Source organism: Halorubrum sp. DM2 (genome assembly GCF_901686465.1).
Taxonomy (GTDB): domain Archaea; phylum Halobacteriota; class Halobacteria; order Halobacteriales; family Haloferacaceae; genus Halorubrum.
In genome coordinates, this window is sequence record NZ_LR594487.1 from 3,162,018 (window position 1) to 3,179,626 (window position 17,609).

Annotated in this window: 16 protein-coding genes and 1 pseudogene; 12 read left to right on the forward strand and 5 right to left on the reverse strand. The window is 62.8% G+C overall.

Annotated features, from left to right (window positions below):
- Nucleotides 1–9: 9 nt before the first annotated feature.
- From QOL69_RS15855 to QOL69_RS15865, 3 genes are all read left to right on the forward strand, one after another.
- On the forward strand, nt 10–321 hold the full coding sequence (locus tag QOL69_RS15855; protein WP_283403964.1) for a HalOD1 output domain-containing protein: 312 nt from the start codon (nt 10–12) through the stop codon (nt 319–321).
- Nucleotides 322–415: 94 nt separating this feature from the next.
- Nucleotides 416–724 (forward strand): HalOD1 output domain-containing protein, encoded by a 309-nt coding sequence (locus tag QOL69_RS15860; protein ID WP_283403965.1) that lies wholly within the window; start codon nt 416–418, stop codon nt 722–724.
- A 156-nt stretch (nt 725–880) separates the two neighbouring features.
- Nucleotides 881–1,057, forward strand: coding sequence for a DUF7511 domain-containing protein (locus QOL69_RS15865; RefSeq protein ID WP_283403966.1), 177 nt, complete (start codon nt 881–883; stop codon nt 1,055–1,057).
- Nucleotides 1,058–1,484: 427 nt separating this feature from the next.
- Here QOL69_RS15865 and QOL69_RS15870 read toward each other — a convergent pair whose 3' ends face one another.
- Complete coding sequence (locus QOL69_RS15870; protein WP_283403967.1) at nt 1,485–1,721, reverse strand: HalOD1 output domain-containing protein; 237 nt, start codon at nt 1,719–1,721, stop codon at nt 1,485–1,487.
- Nucleotides 1,722–2,475: 754 nt separating this feature from the next.
- Between QOL69_RS15870 and QOL69_RS15875 the strand changes: the two genes are divergently transcribed.
- The 3 genes and pseudogenes from QOL69_RS15875 to QOL69_RS15885 all read left to right on the forward strand — a co-directional run bounded on the left by QOL69_RS15875 (nt 2,476) and on the right by QOL69_RS15885 (nt 4,549).
- Nucleotides 2,476–3,276 carry a TrmB family transcriptional regulator gene (locus tag QOL69_RS15875; protein ID WP_048078114.1) on the forward strand — a complete coding sequence of 267 codons (801 nt, stop codon included), beginning with the start codon at nt 2,476–2,478 and terminating at the stop codon, nt 3,274–3,276.
- 92 nt (nt 3,277–3,368) lie between these two features.
- Nucleotides 3,369–3,578 (forward strand): annotated as a pseudogene (locus QOL69_RS17320) (helix-turn-helix domain-containing protein); the annotation flags it as partial.
- Between the two features lie 134 nt (nt 3,579–3,712).
- Nucleotides 3,713–4,549 carry a TrmB family transcriptional regulator gene (locus tag QOL69_RS15885; protein ID WP_048078112.1) on the forward strand — a complete coding sequence of 279 codons (837 nt, stop codon included), beginning with the start codon at nt 3,713–3,715 and terminating at the stop codon, nt 4,547–4,549.
- A 134-nt stretch (nt 4,550–4,683) separates the two neighbouring features.
- Here QOL69_RS15885 and QOL69_RS15890 read toward each other — a convergent pair whose 3' ends face one another.
- Nucleotides 4,684–6,192, reverse strand: a complete 1,509-nt coding sequence (locus QOL69_RS15890) for a lipopolysaccharide biosynthesis protein (RefSeq protein ID WP_283403968.1) — start codon at nt 6,190–6,192, stop codon at nt 4,684–4,686.
- Between the two features lie 398 nt (nt 6,193–6,590).
- On the opposite strand from QOL69_RS15890, the gene QOL69_RS15895 reads away from it, so the two are divergent.
- Entirely contained in the window at nt 6,591–7,445 is an 855-nt protein-coding gene (locus tag QOL69_RS15895) for a sugar phosphate isomerase/epimerase family protein (protein WP_283403969.1), read from the forward strand.
- 188 nt (nt 7,446–7,633) lie between these two features.
- Here QOL69_RS15895 and QOL69_RS15900 read toward each other — a convergent pair whose 3' ends face one another.
- Nucleotides 7,634–8,278: a ribonuclease HI family protein gene (locus QOL69_RS15900; protein WP_283403970.1), complete on the reverse strand. Its 645-nt coding sequence runs from the start codon at nt 8,276–8,278 to the stop codon at nt 7,634–7,636.
- Nucleotides 8,279–8,490: 212 nt separating this feature from the next.
- On the opposite strand from QOL69_RS15900, the gene glmM reads away from it, so the two are divergent.
- Entirely contained in the window at nt 8,491–9,834 is a 1,344-nt protein-coding gene (gene glmM, locus QOL69_RS15905; protein ID WP_283403971.1) for a phosphoglucosamine mutase, read from the forward strand.
- 101 nt (nt 9,835–9,935) lie between these two features.
- Entirely contained in the window at nt 9,936–11,159 is a 1,224-nt protein-coding gene (gene glmU / locus QOL69_RS15910; RefSeq protein ID WP_283403972.1) for a bifunctional sugar-1-phosphate nucleotidylyltransferase/acetyltransferase, read from the forward strand.
- 102 nt (nt 11,160–11,261) lie between these two features.
- On the opposite strand, the gene aglM is transcribed toward glmU, so the two are convergent.
- Nucleotides 11,262–12,566, reverse strand: coding sequence for a UDP-glucose 6-dehydrogenase AglM (gene aglM / locus QOL69_RS15915; protein WP_283403973.1), 1,305 nt, complete (start codon nt 12,564–12,566; stop codon nt 11,262–11,264).
- Between the two features lie 547 nt (nt 12,567–13,113).
- Here aglM and QOL69_RS15920 point away from each other — a divergent pair.
- The 3 genes from QOL69_RS15920 to QOL69_RS15930 are packed head-to-tail and all read left to right on the forward strand — an operon-like array spanning nt 13,114 to nt 16,093.
- Nucleotides 13,114–14,016: a glycosyltransferase gene (locus tag QOL69_RS15920; RefSeq protein ID WP_283403974.1), complete on the forward strand. Its 903-nt coding sequence runs from the start codon at nt 13,114–13,116 to the stop codon at nt 14,014–14,016.
- Between the two features lie 56 nt (nt 14,017–14,072).
- Nucleotides 14,073–15,080, forward strand: a complete 1,008-nt coding sequence (locus QOL69_RS15925) for an NAD-dependent epimerase/dehydratase family protein (RefSeq protein ID WP_283403975.1) — start codon at nt 14,073–14,075, stop codon at nt 15,078–15,080.
- On the forward strand, nt 15,077–16,093 hold the full coding sequence (locus QOL69_RS15930) for an NAD-dependent epimerase/dehydratase family protein (protein ID WP_283403976.1): 1,017 nt from the start codon (nt 15,077–15,079) through the stop codon (nt 16,091–16,093). The genes QOL69_RS15925 and QOL69_RS15930 overlap by 4 nt, the downstream gene beginning before the upstream one ends.
- Nucleotides 16,094–16,176: 83 nt before the next feature.
- On the opposite strand, the gene QOL69_RS15935 is transcribed toward QOL69_RS15930, so the two are convergent.
- On the reverse strand, nt 16,177–17,475 hold the full coding sequence (locus QOL69_RS15935) for a glycosyltransferase family 4 protein (protein WP_283403977.1): 1,299 nt from the start codon (nt 17,473–17,475) through the stop codon (nt 16,177–16,179).
- Between the last annotated feature and the right edge of the window lie 134 nt (nt 17,476–17,609).

Below are 17,609 nucleotides of genomic sequence, written 5' to 3' on the forward strand. Positions count from 1 at the left end.
CTCGTATTCGTGAATCGAATCGAAGCGTCAGGTCGCGGACCCGCCGAGGTCCGGACGCAGTACGACTGGTCGGTCACGAGTCCGTCGGACGCCGTCGTCGACGCCGTTTCGGACGCGGTCGACGGCGGCCCCACCTCGTTCGGCCCGCTGTACGATCGCATCGATCCCGACGCACTGAACGCGCTCTTCCGATCGGACGCCGGTGATCGGACGGCGGACGGAATCCGTGTCTCGTTTTCCCTCGCCGGCCGGGTCGTCGTCGTCCACGGTACCGGAGCGGTCGTCGTGCGAACGGCGTCCGGAGACGGTGGCGACGAGTGACGGGACGGGAGTCCTCCGAGGCAGGGGAGACGCCGTCGGCGTCGCCAGAATTCAAAAGAGTTACTAGGAACTTCCCCTGAAATCAGGCAATCAGATGACCGACGTTGACCAAATCGGCTCCGAGTTCGGAGCCGGGAGCGCCGACGAACATCGGGCCACGTACGACTGGGCGCTGACCGCCCCGAGCGCCGGCGTCGTCGAGACGGTGGCCGACGCGACGAACCGCGGTCCGCTGACGCTTCCCCAGCTGTACGACTCCGTCGACCCGGACGCGCTGGACTCGCTGTTTCGCTCGGGGGACAGAGCGGTGTCCGTCTCGTTCGCGTTCGCCGACTGCGAGGTGAGCGTCGGCGGCGACGGCGAAGTCGTCGTTCGACGGATCGGCCCCGATCCGGGACAGTAGGTCCGAAAGGCCCCGCGTCACTCCCGGTGGCCGCACCTCACTCCCGGTGGCCGCGCCTCGCTCTTGTACTCACCTTTCGCCACGTCGCGTCTACCGCTCGGAGATTCGTAGGTCGTCTATAACGATAGGGATCTGTGTAGTATCGGGGGGTATCGCATGAGCACGGACTCACAGACCCCGAGATACGAAGTGTTCGAGGCGGCGATCGTCAGCGACAACGGGAGGTCGACCGAGTGTACGATATTCCCGAGAGACGTCGACGAGGACCGCCGAACGACGGCGTGGATCACCGCACACGAGGGCGCGTACTGCTCGGCCGCGTCCATGCGGTGATTTCCGACCGGAACGTCGCCCGGCCGCGTCGGCGCGGTGACCCGCGGATCCGAACGCCGCCTCGACCGGTTCGACCCACCTTTTTCCACGCGACGGCGAGACGGGAACCGTAGTCGACGGACCCGACGGTCTGTCTCATCGTCGGACGCGACGCGTCGATCCGAGACCGGTGCGCGGTCGAGCCCGCCGGACGGCTCCGCGGGAGCCGGTGGTCGGGGCCGACGGAGCCGGGTATCAACTGACTACCGTCGAGAACGGTCTCATTACTCAAGTTACCTCGGCTTAACGGGGTGGTATGGAAAGTTCCATCACGGAAGAAGACGAGCGGCGAATCGCGGCGTTCGTGTCGACGCCGAAATACGAGCGTACCCCGGAAATGCTGGTTCCCACCGACGAGTAAGCCGTCGCTCGGAGCCGCGAAGCGCGGTCAGGAGATGGTCCGAATTCGCTCGCTGTCGACGAATATCCGACCGTCTCCGGTGAGTTCGACGGTGTGATCCGGCGTCTCGAACTGGAGTCGCCACGAGTCGCTGTCGTGGCTCACGAGGCTGCGTAACGCGTCCGTACAGACGTAGTTCTCCAGCGAGAAGTCGAGCTCGTCGGGCGGCACCGACTCCGTCTCGGCGATGGCTCTGACGACTTGTTCGGGAGGGAATTGATTCACTGGGGTAAATTTCTGCTTAATCGATAAAAAGCCTGTCTGTTCGGCACGAATCCGGTTCGAACTGCCGTCGGCGCGTCGCGCGAGAAATCGCCTCTGCTCGATCAGTCGATCGAAAACGCGGAGGGTAACGCGGCCGTCGACGGATCCGTTCGACCGCGAGGGCGAAACGTTTCTCACGAGCAGACAGATCGCGACTTAGCTGACTACACGTCCCGCGCGCGGAACGGGAAGCCCCGGCGGTTCCGCCGGGAAGGTATCGCTCGGACGACTCGTCGATCGCGTCACGGAGTCCGTGCCTCTGACAGTTGGCTTACCCCCTGAACGCTCTGCGGCCGTGACCGCGGCTCGCCGGTCGAGTCATCTTCGTCGGCGCGGCTGCGCTCCGAGTACGGTCCGGTCACCCCGTCACGGGGCGACCGGAGTCGCACGCAGGAGGTACGGTGGTTGGGACACAGAACGCACCTGCGTGCGGCTAGTTTGTCGACGCACCCCGATATATACTTTTTGTGATTATCTGAGTTACTTCCTCTCGGATACGCCGGAGCGCGTGTCGGGCGAAGGTTATTTATAGTAGTGTGGTAGCGTTTGACACGTCAAAGCAATTGACCCTCCACCGTGCTGACGCGGATCTCGCGGCCGGGACCGAAAGACGGTGTCCGATCGAACGCTCCCGTCACACGTAGAGTGATAATACCTATCCGTTCCGGGAGGTTATCGCCGGGCGCATCCCGGGATCCCCGGGAGGTTGGGACACATGGACACATCAGACAACGTGGAGGACGCGGTCCAGATCCTCCAGCAACTCGGCTTGAAGGAGTACGAGGCTCGATGCTTCGTCGGACTGACTCGGCTCGACACGGGAACCGCGAAGAAACTCAGCGAGATAACGGAGGTCCCCCGAACGCGGGTGTACGACGCGATACGGGTCCTCGAAGCGCAGGGACTGGTCGAGGTCCAACATTCCAGTCCGCAGCAGTTCCGCGCGGTCCCGCTGGCAGAGGCGACCGAGACGCTCCGTGACCAGTACGAGGAGCGCGTCGAGCGGCTACACGACGCCCTCGACACGATCGAGATCGTCGACGAGGGCGACAGGTCCGCGGTCCAGCAGATATGGGCGATCTCCGGGCACGAGGCGATCAACAACCGGACGTGTCAGCTCATCGAGGCGGCCACCGAGGAGGTCGTGTTGGTCGTCGGCGACGAGTCGCTTCTGACCGAGGAGCTCGTCGAGACGCTCACCGACGTCGACGACGACATCGATCTGATAGTCGGGACGCTGACCGAACCGCTCCGAGACGAGGTCGAGGCGGCCGTCCCGCGCGCCACGACGTTCGTCTCCGGCCTGGAGTGGCTACGGGACGACGAGGCGACCGACCACGAGACCGCGGTCGGGCGGCTCCTGCTGATCGACCGCTCGTCGATTCTGGTGAGTTCGATCCTCCTCGACGGGAACCGAGAGCAGGCGGTCTACGGGGAGGGGTTCGGTAACGGCTTCGTCGTGATCGCCCGACGGCTGATGGCGCACGGGCTAATTCCCGGGCAAGACGCGGAGTAGCGGTCGAGCGCGTCGCCGGGGGTCACGCCCCGAGCGGTCGTCCTCGTTTCCATCGTGGGAACGCTTTTGCCCTCTCCCGTCCGACAGGTCGCATGCCCGCGACCGCACCGACGCGCGACGACGTTCTCGAACGAGTCGACGCCCTCGGTCCCCCCGGAACGCCGGTGACGACTCCGGAAGTCGCCCGGGAGTTCGACTGTACCAAACGGACGATCTACAACCGCCTCGACGCGCTCGTCGCGGACGGACGCCTGCGGACGAAGAAGGTCGGGGCCAACAGCCGCGTCTGGTGGCGACCCGTCGACGCGGCGACGCACCACCGCGAGGCGGCGTCCGGGCGGTCGTTCGACGCGCTGCGAGGCTCGTCCCGGCGGCGAACGCCGCCGTCCGCCGAGTACAGTCCGGGCGACGAGGACAACCCCTCTGAGGGGTGGGCGTGACCGACCAGCCGGCTCGCCGCGAGGCCGTCGAACTCCTCCAACAGCTCGGACTGAAGGAGTACGAGGCGCGGTGTTTCGTCGCGCTTTCCCGGCTCCCGTCCGCGACCGCGAAAGAGATCAGCGAGCGCTCCGGGGTCCCTCGAACGCGGGTGTACAACGCGGCGCGGGTGCTGGAGTCGAAGGGGCTCGTCGAAGCCCGGCACGCGAGTCCGAAGCGGTACCGCGCCATCGCGGTCGACGAGGCGACCGACCTGCTCAGAGACGAGTACCAGTCGCTGACCGACTCGCTCCGAGAGGACTTACGGTCGATCGACCCCGTCGAGTCCGACGAGGGGTCGGACCCTCACCAGACGGTTTGGACCTTATCGAACGCCCCGGCGATCACGAATCGGATGCGTCGCCTCGTCGAGGGGGCCGAGGACGAGGTCGTCCTGCTGGTCGGACGCGAAGGCGAGGTAGCCGAACCGCTGCGCCGGACGCTGCGAGACGCCCACGGGCGGGGCGTCTCCGTCGTCGTCGGAGCGACGACCGACGCGCTCCGGCGGTCGTTCGAGGACTGTCGCGACGTCGATACGATCTCGCTGCGGGACACGTGGATCGAGCAGTCTGCCGCCGCCGGCACCGACGCCGAGATCGGTCGCGTGCTCCTCGTCGACCGGGAGACGGTGCTGATAACCACGGTCCACGCGGACGGCCGCGGAGAACGCCGCGAGGAGGCGGTGTTCTGTCAGGGCTCCGCCAACGGCGTCGCGACGATCGTTCGCCGTGCGGTCCTCGCGCTCCTCCCCGCGGACGACGTGGCGGCCGTGGCCCAGCAGTCCGGCGTCTCCTGACGACGGCGGGAGGCGCGCGACCGCCTCACAGACCGCGACGGAGGTCGTGTCGCGAGCCTCTGCCCCGCATTCGGCGGGGGCTTCGTTCGCCGAGGGGGCCAGAGCCCTCTTTTCTCTCGGACGGCTCGACGCCGCTAGCTCCGTACTTCGGCGACGACGTACCGGAGGTCCCGTTTGATACCCCAACTGAACAGCTCGTCGAGCAGCAGCACCGTGAGGGTGTACACGACGGCCCCGATCGGCACCGTGAACAACAGTTCGACCAGCGGAGAGACGTCGACGAGTCCGTGCGCGTACCAGAGGACCCCGAACATGACCGCCGACCCGACCGCCGGGTAGACGTACTCGTAGAGGACCTCGAAGGGGTGGGCTCGGGTGAGCGTCGAGACGGCGTAGACGTCGAGCGGGAACATCGGGAAGAGGTAGACGCCGATGATGGCACCCGCGGTCCCTGCGACGCCCCACTGTGCCGTTGCCGGCCAGATGACGGCCGCGAGACAGACGATACGGACCGTGTCGAGTTTCATGTTGTAATCGGGGCGATCGAGGGCGTTGAACACCCCGCCGAAGTGCCGCGTTATCCCGTGAAGGAGCCCGAACACCGACAGCAGCTGGAGGGGGAGAATCATCGGCTCCCACTCGTCGCCGAGCGCGACCGGGACGAACGACGGCGCGATAAGCGCCATCCCGGCCGAGAGGGGGAAAGTGACAAGCGCGACCAATCGAGTCGTTCCCAGCAGCGCGTCCTTGAGCGCTGCGGGGTCGTCCTGTAGCTTCGAGTACGCCGGGAAGGTGACCGACGAGATCACCGCCGTGAACTGTGTGGCGGGCATGTCTGCGATCCGGTGGGCGTACTGGTAGAACCCGAGCGCGGTCGCGGAGAGGAACCACCCGACGAACGCGTCGTCGCCCTCGCTGTGGACGAACTTCGTGATGGACGATCCCGTGATCCACTTCCCGTAGTGGACGAGTTCCCACAGCGTCTCGCGGTCCACCGACGGTCTGGGACGGTAGTCGTGAAGGGCGTACGACAACACCACTTTCGACGCGCTCACGCTGACGAATCCGGCGACGAGCGCCCACACGGTCGGGCTGACGAGCGCGTACCCGATGCCGACGACGAAGCGGGCGAAGCTGCTTGTCGTCTGGTAGACGAACTCCTTGTGGAACTCGAGGTCCTTCTGGAAGTAAACGACGGCCGGGTTCTGGAGCCCTGACAGAAGCGGCGAGAACGCGATGACGCGAATGATGGCCGCCAGCTCCGAGTCAGCCTCGCCGAAGAATCCCGCGATGAACGGCGCTGCGAAAAACAGTACGACGACGATCAGTACCCCGCGACCGATCGCAAGCATCCACGCGGTGTTCAGGTACTCGTCGATGTCCGCCGCCTTCTGCTGGACGAGCGCGGTGTTTATACCGATATCGCTGAACCGTTTCATCGCGCTCAGCGTCAACAGCGCGACGCCGAGAATACCGAAGTCACGGGGGGAGAGCAACCGCGCGAGAACGACCAGCATCAGGAGGTACGACCCCTGACTGAGGAAACGGATCATGGTCATCCAGACGCCCCCCTTCGCGGCCTGCTGGACGACAGTCCCCCTCGGAACCAGCTTCTCGACGATCGCCCGGAGTCGGTCCCTCATCGCGGTCGAGTACCCCCGATTTGAGTGATGTTCGGACGCTTCCGTTCCATACGAGCGCTGTGTGACATCGTGAATAAAGGTATGCGCGACCTAACAGGCGACAAATAGGTTCTACTCGGCACCGGGAGAGTGCCGAGGCGCATCCGCCTTCGGGGTAGTCAAGTCGCTGAAGACTGGCTCGACCGCTCAGCGCCGTCACCGCCGGCAGAAACGAGGATCTCGACGGACCACAGGGATTCCGGATTTCGAAGCGCAGAACGGGCCGTAGCGGCGACGTTAGGCACCGTGTACTAATGAGTCGCTCCGTGCGAGCATCGGATATGACGTCGCCGCGTACCGCTTTTCAGTTGTACAGTGTCCGGTCGGACCCCGACTCGCTTCCCGAGGTCGTTCGCCGGGTGGCAGCGAGCGGATACGACGGCGTGGAGTTCGCCCATCGGTTTCGGCGGGAACCGTCCGAAGAGGTCGCCGCCGCGCTCGACGACACCGGGCTCGCACCGGCCGCGGTACACGCGGACCTCCCGACCATCGAAGCCGCTCTCGCCGGTGAGGACGACCTGTTGGAGCGGTGTGCGACCGTCGACTGTGATCGGATCGTCGTCGCCCACCCCGACTCGACGCACTTTCACACCCGCGAGTCCGTCCGCGCGCTCGCGGACCGCCTGAACGACGCCGCGACGGCCCTAGACGACCGGGGAGTGGAACTGGGGGTACACAACGACCGGCGATGGCTGTCCCCGTTGCTGCCGGGCGGCGTCGAGACGCTCATCGACGCGACGCCGATACCCGACGGAGCGGACGAGTATCTCCAGGAGGCGACTCGGCGGCTTCGGGCTCGAAACGCGGGGAAGATTCCGCGCAGGACGCCGCTCTGGCAGCTCATCGCGGAAACGGATCCGGGTGCCGTCTGGTTCGAACTCGACGTCGCCGAGCTCCGCGCCGGCGGCGTCGCGCCGACCGAGGCGCTGTCGTTGCTCGACGACCGGGTGAAGATGCTCCACCTCCGCGACGTGACTCCCGGTCCCGGGCTCGACGACTACGAGAGCGTCCCGCACGGTGACGGCGTCGTGGACATGGAAGGGGCCCTCGATGTCGCCGGTGACGCCGACCTCGAATGGCTCGTGTACGAGAACGAACTGGACACGCCTCCAGAGACGAAAATCGACGACGGCAGACGGTTCTTCGATCGGATGCCCGGAGAGCGCTCCCCGACGAACGGATCGGTTTCCCTACGGGCGCAAGCCGAACGATGATCCTCGGTCGGGCGCTCAAACACTGCTCAGTCGGGCGCTCAAACACTGCTCAGTCGGGCGCTCAAACACTGCTCAGTCGGGCGCTCGAACACTACCGTCGAGGGAGTTCGAACGCCTGCTACCCGCCGCGAGACGGTGGCTCTCGTATCACCTCGAACACCTCGTGTTCGGTCTCAGGCGGGCGCTTCTCACGGCCCGAGCGCGGCGATATCCGCGCCGACGGCGGCGCGGGCGTCCGCCGGGTTCGGATCGCTGTCGGCCAAGTGCGTCCACTCGCACGCGGGCAGCGCCGCGAGGCGCTCGCGGATTGCCGGCCTGTAGCGTGCCGCCGCGGCGAATCCCTCCGCGTCGCCCCAGACGTCGTCGATGACGGTCCGCGAGTCGATCCGGACCTCGACGGTCGCCGGCTCGTACCGTGCCGTCAGCGCTTCGAGGCCGAGATGGAGGGCCGCGTACTCCGCGGTGTTGTTCTCCGAGCGCGCGCCGACCGGTCGACCGAGCCGGACGCTCGGTCCGTCCGCGACCCGGAGCACCGCGCCCGCGCCGGCCGGTCCGGGGTTTCCCCGCGAGCTCCCGTCGACGTAGAGAACGACCTCGTCGTCGGCCGATCTCGGCCGGCGCTCCGCCGCCGCGGACGGATCGGTGGCGAGCACCTCCTCGGCGGCGCTTCGGATCTCCCCGTCGGTGGTCCCCGGGTCGAACAGTCCGCCGTATCCGGGGACGGCACCGTCGATGGCGGCTATCGCGGGACCGATCTCGTAGTCGTACCGCGCGAGGACCTCGTCGACGCGGGCGGCGAGCGGGGAGAGCGTGCCCGTGGGGAGTCGGTCCACGCTACGGCCCGGCCGGACATCGGGTTCCGTGCCTGTTCATCACTCTCAACAGGGGTAGCAGGCACAAAAAGCCGATGGCGGCAACGCGCCGCGGCGAGGAGGCGGCCGCGAGAGGGAGGTCACGAGAGGACGGCCGTGAGAAGGGCGATCGCGATCGGAGACGCCGACGCCCAGCCAGAACCGTCTTTTCGATGGCCGGCGAACGGCGGGACATGTTCGGAACAAGCGGCGTCCGCGGCCCGGTCGGCGACGAGATCACGGCCGGCCTCGCGCTCGACGTCGGGCGCGCGCTCGCGACCGACGGCGCGGAGACGGTCGTGATCGGGCGCGACGCCCGCGACAGCGGCGCGATGCTCGTGCGTGCGCTCCTCGCGGGGCTCACCGAATGCGGGGCCGACGCGGTCGACGTCGGCGTCGAGGCGACGCCCACGGTGGCCCGCGCCGTCGCCCGCGAGGGCGCGGACGCCGGCGTCGTCGTCACCGCCTCGCACAACCCTGCGCCCGACAACGGGATCAAGCTCTGGACGGCGTCCGGGCGGGCGTTCGACGAGGAGCGCAACGATCGGATCACCGAGATCGTCGAGGCGGCGGCGTTCGACTTCGCCGACCACGACGGGATCGGCACGGTCGAAGAGCGCGACGTGGTCGCGGGCGGCGACGCCCGACGCGCTCACGAGCGCGCGCTCCGCGAGGCCGTCTCGCTCCCGGACGACCTGTCCGTCGTCGTCGACCTCGGGAACGGGGTCGGTCGCGTGACCGCCGACGCGCTCCACGCGGCCGGCTGCGACGTGGAGACGCTCAACGCCCAACGCGACGGGCGCTTTCCCGGGCGGCCGAGCGAGCCGACGGCCGAGAACTGCGGGACCGCCTGCGAGGTCGTCGCGGCGACCGACGCCGACCTCGGCGTCGTCCACGACGGCGACGCCGACCGGCTGATGGCGATCGACGAGCGCGGGCGGTTCGTCGCCGGCGACGCGCTGCTCGCGCTGTTCGCGCGACGCGAGGCGGGGCCGGGCGACCGCGTGGCGGTCCCGGTGGACACGAGCCTCCTCGTCGCCGACGCGCTCGCGGCGGTCGACGCCGAGGTGACCTACACGCCCGTGGGCGACGCGTACGTCGCCGCGGAGACGACGAAGCCCGACGTGGTGTTCGGCGGCGAGCCCAGCGGGGCGTGGATCTGGCCGGCACAGACGCGGTGTCCGGACGGTCCTCTCGCCGCCTGTACCCTGGCCGCGCTGGTGGGCGCGGAGGGATCGCTCGCTGCGATGGTCGACGACCTCCCCGCGTATCCGATCCGGCGGGACTCGGTGCGCACCGAGGCGAAGCGGGTGATCGTCGAGCGCGTCGGCGAGATCGCGGCCGCCGAGTACGACGACGTCTCGACGCTCGACGGGATCCGCGTGGAGACCGACGCGGGCTGGTTCCTCGTGCGCGCGAGCGGCACCGAGCCGCTGGTGCGGATCACCGCCGAAGCGCGCGACGAGGCTGACGCCGCCGCGCTGTTCGAGACGGCCCGCGACCTCGTCGACCGGGCCGCCGCGGATCGCGGGCAGTAGGTCTCGACCGCGGTGGGCGACCACCCCCGGTCTCGACCGTAATCGGCAGGTCTCGCCACCGACCGCAGCGGCTAAACCCCGGCCCGTCGTCGATGCCCCACATGTACGGAGTCGTGCTCGCGGCCGGCCGCGGGACCCGGATGCGACCGCTGACGGACCGCCGCCCGAAACCGCTCCTGCCGGTCGGGAACCGCTCGCTGCTCGAACAGGTGTTCGAGGCCGCCCGCGAAGTCGTCGACGAGTTCGTCGTCGTGACGGGGTACCGCGGCGACGCGATCCGCGAGTCGATCGGTGAGTCGTATCGCGACCGTCCGGTCCACTACGTCGAGCAGGCCGAGGCGCTGGGGACCGCCCACGCCGTGGCGCAGGCCGAGCCGGTCGTCGACGACGACTTCCTCGTACTCAACGGCGACGTGGTCGTGGACGCGTCGCTCCCCCGTGCGCTCGCAGCGGCGGGTGCGCCGGCGATCGCCGCCACCGAGGTCGAGGACCCGCGGGCGTACGGCGTGCTCTCGACCGCGGCCGACGGGTCGCTCGCGGACATCGTCGAGAAGCCCGACGACCCGCCGACGAACCTCGCGAACGTCGGCTGTTACGCGTTCGAGCCGGAAGTGTTCGAGTACATCGACCGGACACCCGAAAGCGAGCGCGGTGAGTACGAGATCACGACGACGATCGACCTCCTGCTCGGCGACGGTCGACGGATCGACGTGGCCCGCTACGACGGCACGTGGCTCGACGTCGGCCGTCCGTGGGAGCTCTTGGAAGCGAACGAGCTGGCGCTCGCGGAGTTGGACGCGGGTGACGGCGCGACGGGCGCGACGGACGCGATCGCCGGCACCGTCGAGGAGGGCGTCCATCTCCACGGGCCCGTCGTCGTCGAGGACGGCGCTCGACTCCGGTCCGGCGTCTACGTCGAAGGCCCGGCGCTGATCCGCGAGGGGGCCGACGTGGGACCGAACGCCTACATTCGCGGGTCGACCGTGGTGGGCCCGGGCGTCCACGTCGGCCACTCGGTCGAGGTGAAGAACTCGGTGCTCATGGCCGACGCGTCGGTGGGCCACCTCTCGTACGTCGGCGATTCGGTGGTGGGCCGCGGCGTCAACTTCGGCGCGGGAACGAACGTCGCCAACCTCAGACACGACGACGAGAACGTGCGCCTGACGGTCAAAGGCGAGCGCGTCGACACCGGTCGGCGAAAGCTCGGCGTGATCGCCGGCGACGGCGCGAAGACCGGTATCAACACCTCGCTGAACGCCGGCGTCAAGCTCGGTGCCGGCGAGACAACAGGTCCCGGAGAGGTCCTGACGCGCGACCGGACGTGAGGAGACCGAGCCGGCACAGTCGCGCCGTCGTCCGCAGCTGAGATCGCTCCGCGGAACGACCACCTCCCCGTCGTGAACCGTGCGCCGATCTCGACGAACCAGCTACCAGGTCAATCCCTCGTAGGTGATCCCGTCCCGCCGCTCGACGATCCGTCTCCCCTCGACGACGACGGGGTTCGCCATCGCGTCGAACTCCTCGTCGAGCGCGGCGAACTCGTCCCAGTCGGTGACGACGACCGCCCCGTCGGCGTCGTCGAGCGCGGCCGCGGCCGAGTCGGCGTACTCGACATCATCGAGGTACGCCTTCGCGTTTTCCGTCGCGACCGGGTCGTAGGCGGTCACCGTCGCGCCGCGTTCTTGAAGCCCTTCGACGACGGGAATCGCCCGGGAGTTACGCACGTCGTCGGTTCCGGGTTTGAACGCGAGTCCGAGGACGGTCACGCGAGCGCCGGCTAAATCGAGGTGTCCCGCGAGGAGGTCGACCAGCCGACCCGGTTGACGGTCGTTGAGGTCGACCGCGGCGTTCAACACCGGGGGTTCGTACCCCTGCTCTTCCGCGGCTGCGATGATCGCGGCGACGTCTTTCGGGAAACACGAGCCGCCCCACCCCACGCCGCTCCGGAGGAACTGCTCGCCGATGCGGTCGTCGAGACCGATCGCGTCCGCGACCTCGTAGGAGTCGATGCCGAACTCCTTGCAGATGTTCCCGATGTCGTTGATGAGGCTGATCTTCGCCGCGAGGAAGCCGTTGTTGGCGTACTTGATCATCTCGGCGGTGCGCGTGTCCGTCTCGACGACCGGCGCGTCGGCCCGGTCGACGAGCGGGTCGAACACGTCGCGCATGTCGGAGAGTGCCCGCTCGTCGTCGGCACCGAGGACGACCTTGTCGGGGTTCAGAAAGTCGTCGACGGCGGTCCCCTCGCGCAGGAACTCCGGGTTCATCCCGACGCCGAACGCCTCGCCCGCGGTCTCGTCGCTCGCGTCTTCGAGGATGGGCGTGATAGTGTCCTCCGTAGAGCCGGGGACGACCGTACTCTTGACGACGACGGTGTGCCAGTCCGACTTCTCCGCGAGCGTTTCGCCGAGCTGGGTCGCGCCCGCCTCCATGATCGAGAGATCGATGCTGCCGTCGTCGTTCTGCGGCGTCGGCAGACAGAGGAACGTCACCTCGGTGTCGTGGACGGCCTCGTAGTCGGTGGTCGCTCTGAGGCGACCGGTGCCCTCGGGGCCGGCGTGGGCGGCGATGAGTTCGTCGAGGCCCGCTTCGTGGATGGGCGCGTCGCCGTCGTTGATCGTCTCGACGATAGACTCGTCGATGTCGACGTTGACGACCTCGTGGCCGAGATCGGCGAAACAGGCTGCGATGGTGGTACCGACATAGCCGCTTCCGATGATTGAAAGACGCATTCTGGGTGGCCGTTCGCGGGACCGGCACAAGAAACGTCTGGTCGGGTTTCGCCGTTTCGAGAGAATGGAGTTCGTCGCGATTCGGGGTTTCCCTGCGAGTCTGCGACGTCTTAGTCCGCGTCGTCTGCCCCTTCTTCGATCTCAGTTCCTACTGTATCATTGAGCCGGTCCGAAGCCTTGTATCCGACCTTATTCAATGTTAGAATTAGATCTTAGTGGGAATAACTGCCACCTCCGCTGAATAAATTTACTTTTGGAACATGATTTAATCCCTATCTAATATAATGATATAGATCACGTTATCCGGAAGCATTTTAACATCATTTCTCGTAATATCCATTATATTCACAAGATGACTGGTTCGAATCGGCAAATTGTGCTACTCGGCGATTATGACTACGACTACCCCCGTGAGAAACTACTGCGACGCGGATTCGAAAGTGCAGATGTAACTATTCACGAATGTCGATTTAGCGAGACCTCACACTTCATCGGGATTTGGAAGCTTATCCTTCTACCGTTGTTTTTATTTCGAATCCACCGACGTATGTGCGAGATTCGTGGATCGAACGTAGAGATTGATGCTCTTGTATTAACGAAATTTAATCCCTTACTCCTCCCAACTGCCGCGTATTACGCATGGCGTCTCGACTGTCGGCTCGTCTACGATCTATTTGTTTCCTTGTATCGGACCGCAGAACTGAGAGACGTTCATCCCTCAATCGTTCGTGGCTTAGCACTCCTCGAAGGGATGGTTCTTCGACTACCAGATGATCTCCTTGTAGGTACAGATCAGTTCATCGATCTCTACAGTGAAATGTACGGACTTCCAAAAGAGCGATTTGTCCGGCTCCCCCCTGGCGCTGACGAGGACTGGTTCTATCCGCGCGAAGAGGTTGACAAACGCGACACATTCACTATTCTCTATTGGGGGAATTTCCTACCTCATCATGGTGTCGGCACAATACTTGGAGCTGCTGTTGAACTCCGTAAGAAGCCATACGAATTTGTATTCTTGGGTAGCGGGCCGGAACAAGAGCGATATCAACAGATGGCCAACGAACTTGCCCTCTCAAACGTCCGTTTCGAAGGGTTTGTTTCACGCGAAAAGCAGCAGGAGTGGATCGCATCCTCTCACGTCTGCCTTGGTATTTTTGCGGACGATCCCCGGTCGCTGGCGAGTATTACAAATAAGGTTAGTGAGGCAGTCGCCTCGAAAAAGGCGGTCGTTACTGAACAATCGCCGGCCATCGATAAGTGGTTCAAACACGGCGAAAGTATCTATACTGTTCCACCGGACAATCCAGTTGGATTGGCTGACGCGATACAGACGCTCGCCACAGAACGGGATCGCATAGAACGACTCGAAGCGGGTGGCTACCGCGTGTATCAACAGGAGTTCGATGTGACAAGTATCGGAGAAATATTAGAGGACCAGTTGTTCTCCTAGAGCTGGTCACCTCTGTAAGTCGGAGAATATATTACCCCTAGTTGACGATCTGTAGTATGGAGTTATCCGGATCGACAACCTTAGTCACGGGTGGTGCCGGTTTCATCGGTAGCCACCTCGTCGACCGCCTCTTGGAGGAAGACTGTAACGTCGTCGTCGCAGACGATTTTTCTCGTGGTTCACTTGAACACCTCGAGCATGTCTCAGATGAGATCGATATCGTGCCGGCCGATCTCACAACTCGCGAAGGATGTCTGCGTGCTACTGAGGGCGTCGATCACGTCTTTCATCTTGCCGCGCGAGTTGGTGGGATTCATTACATCAAACGCGAGAACGTGGGGGGACTAACGCCTAGTGTACTGATGAATCAGCACATGCTAGAGGCCTCACGAATCAATGATGTCGATAGATTTCTCTTTGCTTCCAGTGCGTGTATATACCGACAACAGCATAATGACCTAAATCGTTTCACGGAGGACCAAGCGATTCCAGCAGACCCACACAGTACCTACGGATGGGCGAAGGTACTTGGCGAAGTAGCGTGCCAAGCGTACCACGAAGACTGCGATCTCGACTGTGCGATGGTCCGCATTTTCAACGCGTATGGTCCCCGAGAGAATTTAGATCTAGACAGCGCACATGTCATTCCCTCGTTCATCCGCAAAGCCATCGAGTATCCTGAGCGGGACTTCGAGATGTTTGGCGATGGATCGCAAGAGCGTGGTTTCATCTACGTGAGCGACCTCGCCGAAGGGATGGTTCGAGCCATCGAGCGAAAAGCAGACGGCGAACCGATCAATCTCGGAAACGGTGAGGAGGTCGTAAGTATCATGGACCTCGCAGAACTGGTTGTCGAAATCAGCGGCAAAGATATCGAGATTCAACACGACATGGACGCACCAGAGGGTACTTACAAATACGCGGCGGACACCACAAAAATGCAGGAAGCTCTCGACTGGACTCCCGAAGTGAGCCTTACAGAGGGGCTGGCGGAGACTTACGAGTGGGCTGCAAACGAACTTGATGCGGAGGAAGAAGCGTTCTCCGAGGTGACGGCAGAATGAGCTTCGAGGGCGACACCGTTCTCGTTACTGGTGGTGCGTCGTTCATTGGTAGTCACCTCGTTGAAGAACTTGTCGAGGAGGGAGCCGACGTTCGTGTTGCCGACGACCTTTCTAGTGGCGAGCGAGAGAACCTGGTAGCCGTTCAAGAAGAGGTTGAGTTCCGGGAGGGCAACCTCAAGGACCGCTCGTTCGCGAACGAAGCGACGGAAGACATCGACCGTCTCTTTCACCTTGCTGCCGATCACGGCGGCCGCGGATACATCTCGAATTATCCCGCGAACTGCGCGACGAACATGGCTCTGGACAACATCGTCTTTGAGGCTGCCGTCCAGAACGGCGTAGAGAAGATCACGTTCGCGTCGAGTGCTTGTACATACCCCACGGACATACAGCAGGAGCGTCAGCGCCTTCAGGAGGACATGGTGAGCTTCGACGAGCGCGGCGGCGCGTATGCCGACGAGACCTACGGTTGGGCGAAACTCATGGGGGAACGTTCGCTACAGGCGTTCCATGAACAGTACGGCGTCGATACGAGTTCTGTTCGTATTTTCACCGCCTACGGCCCTCGAGAAAATGAGACCCACGCGATCATCGCGCTAATCGCGAAGGCGTACGCAGGCCAAAATCCGTACCAGATCTGGGGCGACGGTGAACAGACGCGGAACTTTACGTACGTCAAAGACATCACGAAGGCGCTACGGCTCGCGAACGAGAACATCACTGATTCGACGCCAGTGAATGCCGGTATCTCCGAGTACATTTCGATCAACGAGGTCGTCGATGCCATCTTCGAGTATCTCGGTGAGGAACCCGGTGAAATCAACCACATGACTGACAAGCCGGTCGGTGTTCGGCATCGTGCGGCGGATACAACCCGGGCAGAAGAGCTGCTCGGCTGGAAGCCCGAGTACAGCCTCGAGGACGGGCTCGCTGAGACCATCGACTGGTACACCGCGAACCGGGACCGGGAGTATGTCCGGGAGAATTTAGAGACGCTGCTCCACGAACGATAATTCGCGGTCACGAGTATTTCAGCACATTCCGGTAGTTCTTTTATATTTGTGAGATCCTTCCAGATTTAAAACACAGAGTTACGTCATCGAGTGTCATCAGGTAATTTATTGTATCGGAGCAAATGATATACCGGATAACGCCATAACGGTAAGAAATTTGAGACAGCCTGCCAGGCGATGTGTTCCAGTTGGTAGGTCATTGATGACTGGCCAAATGAAGTATGTAGGCGTGACCGATACTCGGATTCAAATTCGCCCAACTGGAGCGTCGAATCTGACAGGGGTTCTCCAGAATGGTTAGCTAATCGAAAGTATTCCTTCTCCAGCTCTTGAGTAACCTTCTTAGGCCCGAATCTCTGAAGAGCGCGTTTCTTGCCAGTCTTTCCAAACTTCCTCCTTTTATCATCATCCTCTATTAACTCAATAATAGCGCTTGCGAAGCTCTGGCTACTATTGGCTACAAAACCTGTCTCTCCGTGATCAACGAGTTCAATTTGTGCGTTATCCCGCATCGGTGTTGAATTAACGACTACGGGGGTCTCTCTTGCTAGCGATTCCGCGATAACGTACCCGAAGCTTTCTCCAATTTTGCTGGAATGCGCCATCACATCAATAGAATCGTAGAATTTGTAGACTTCTCTCGGGTGAATATAATCAATATAGTGACAATTATCGTCGAGACCTCGACGTTTGATTTCTCTTTTGACATCCTCTAACGGATTAACAAGAAGAATTATCGTTTCTGGCTTCACTCTGACTACCCGCTCAAATGCGTCTATCTCTATTTGTGACCACTTATTGTTCGCCTCCTGCCTACTGATCTTTCCGATAACCGGAACGTTTGAGCAGATGTTGAGTTTCTCTCGAAATGCTGGTGATTCGTCTGTTTCAAGCTCCGAACGTGACAATGGATAGTACATCCGCTGATACTTAGCTAGTGTTTCGTGTTCTCGGTCAACAGAAAATAAGCGGAAAAACCGTAACCTAGTCATGTCACTTATAAAATAGTACCTATCCACAATACTATCCACTTTCGATTTGTTCGGCCATCCAAAATTGTCAGTCAATACTATATTCGGAACATCAGCGGATTTAAGCTCCTCTGTGGTTGATTCAGTTAAACCCGACCCGTGGAGGTGGACAATTTGGGGGTTCTTTTTTCTGATTGTTTCACCCAATTTTTTAGGAGAACCAAGTACAGTCACGTCGTGGCCTTGGGAGCGGAGGTATTCTCCACGTATGCCCCCTTCGTGGATCCCGACAACAGAAACATCAAAATTCTCTTCATTTATGTTTTCCGCGAAAACCTCAATCGCCTTCTCAGTGCCTCCTGACCCCAAAACTTTCCCAACATGCATAACTCGGATCGGCTCTGTTCCCATAGCATCATGCTTGGCATAGTTCATCTCAAACGTTCCGATGTACAGTTAGAAATAAAATAGTGGATTTAGCTTAGTACTGTATCGAACTCTCACAGTATAGAGTACTTCACACGCATATAAGTACACGGTTCAAA

Coding starts and splice junctions, on each gene's coding strand:
- glmU (WP_283403972.1), top strand. CDS start 9,936: ATGTACGGAGTCGTGCTCGCGGCCGGCCGCGGGACCCGGATGCGACCG.
- QOL69_RS15930 (WP_283403976.1), top strand. CDS start 15,077: ATGAGCTTCGAGGGCGACACCGTTCTCGTTACTGGTGGTGCGTCGTTC.
- QOL69_RS15890 (WP_283403968.1), bottom strand. CDS start 6,192: ATGAGGGACCGACTCCGGGCGATCGTCGAGAAGCTGGTTCCGAGGGGG.
- QOL69_RS15875 (WP_048078114.1), top strand. CDS start 2,476: ATGGACACATCAGACAACGTGGAGGACGCGGTCCAGATCCTCCAGCAA.
- QOL69_RS15925 (WP_283403975.1), top strand. CDS start 14,073: ATGGAGTTATCCGGATCGACAACCTTAGTCACGGGTGGTGCCGGTTTC.
- QOL69_RS15860 (WP_283403965.1), top strand. CDS start 416: ATGACCGACGTTGACCAAATCGGCTCCGAGTTCGGAGCCGGGAGCGCC.
- aglM (WP_283403973.1), bottom strand. CDS start 12,566: ATGCGTCTTTCAATCATCGGAAGCGGCTATGTCGGTACCACCATCGCA.
- QOL69_RS15935 (WP_283403977.1), bottom strand. CDS start 17,475: ATGGGAACAGAGCCGATCCGAGTTATGCATGTTGGGAAAGTTTTGGGG.
- glmM (WP_283403971.1), top strand. CDS start 8,491: ATGTTCGGAACAAGCGGCGTCCGCGGCCCGGTCGGCGACGAGATCACG.
- QOL69_RS15865 (WP_283403966.1), top strand. CDS start 881: ATGAGCACGGACTCACAGACCCCGAGATACGAAGTGTTCGAGGCGGCG.
- QOL69_RS15920 (WP_283403974.1), top strand. CDS start 13,114: ATGTGCGAGATTCGTGGATCGAACGTAGAGATTGATGCTCTTGTATTA.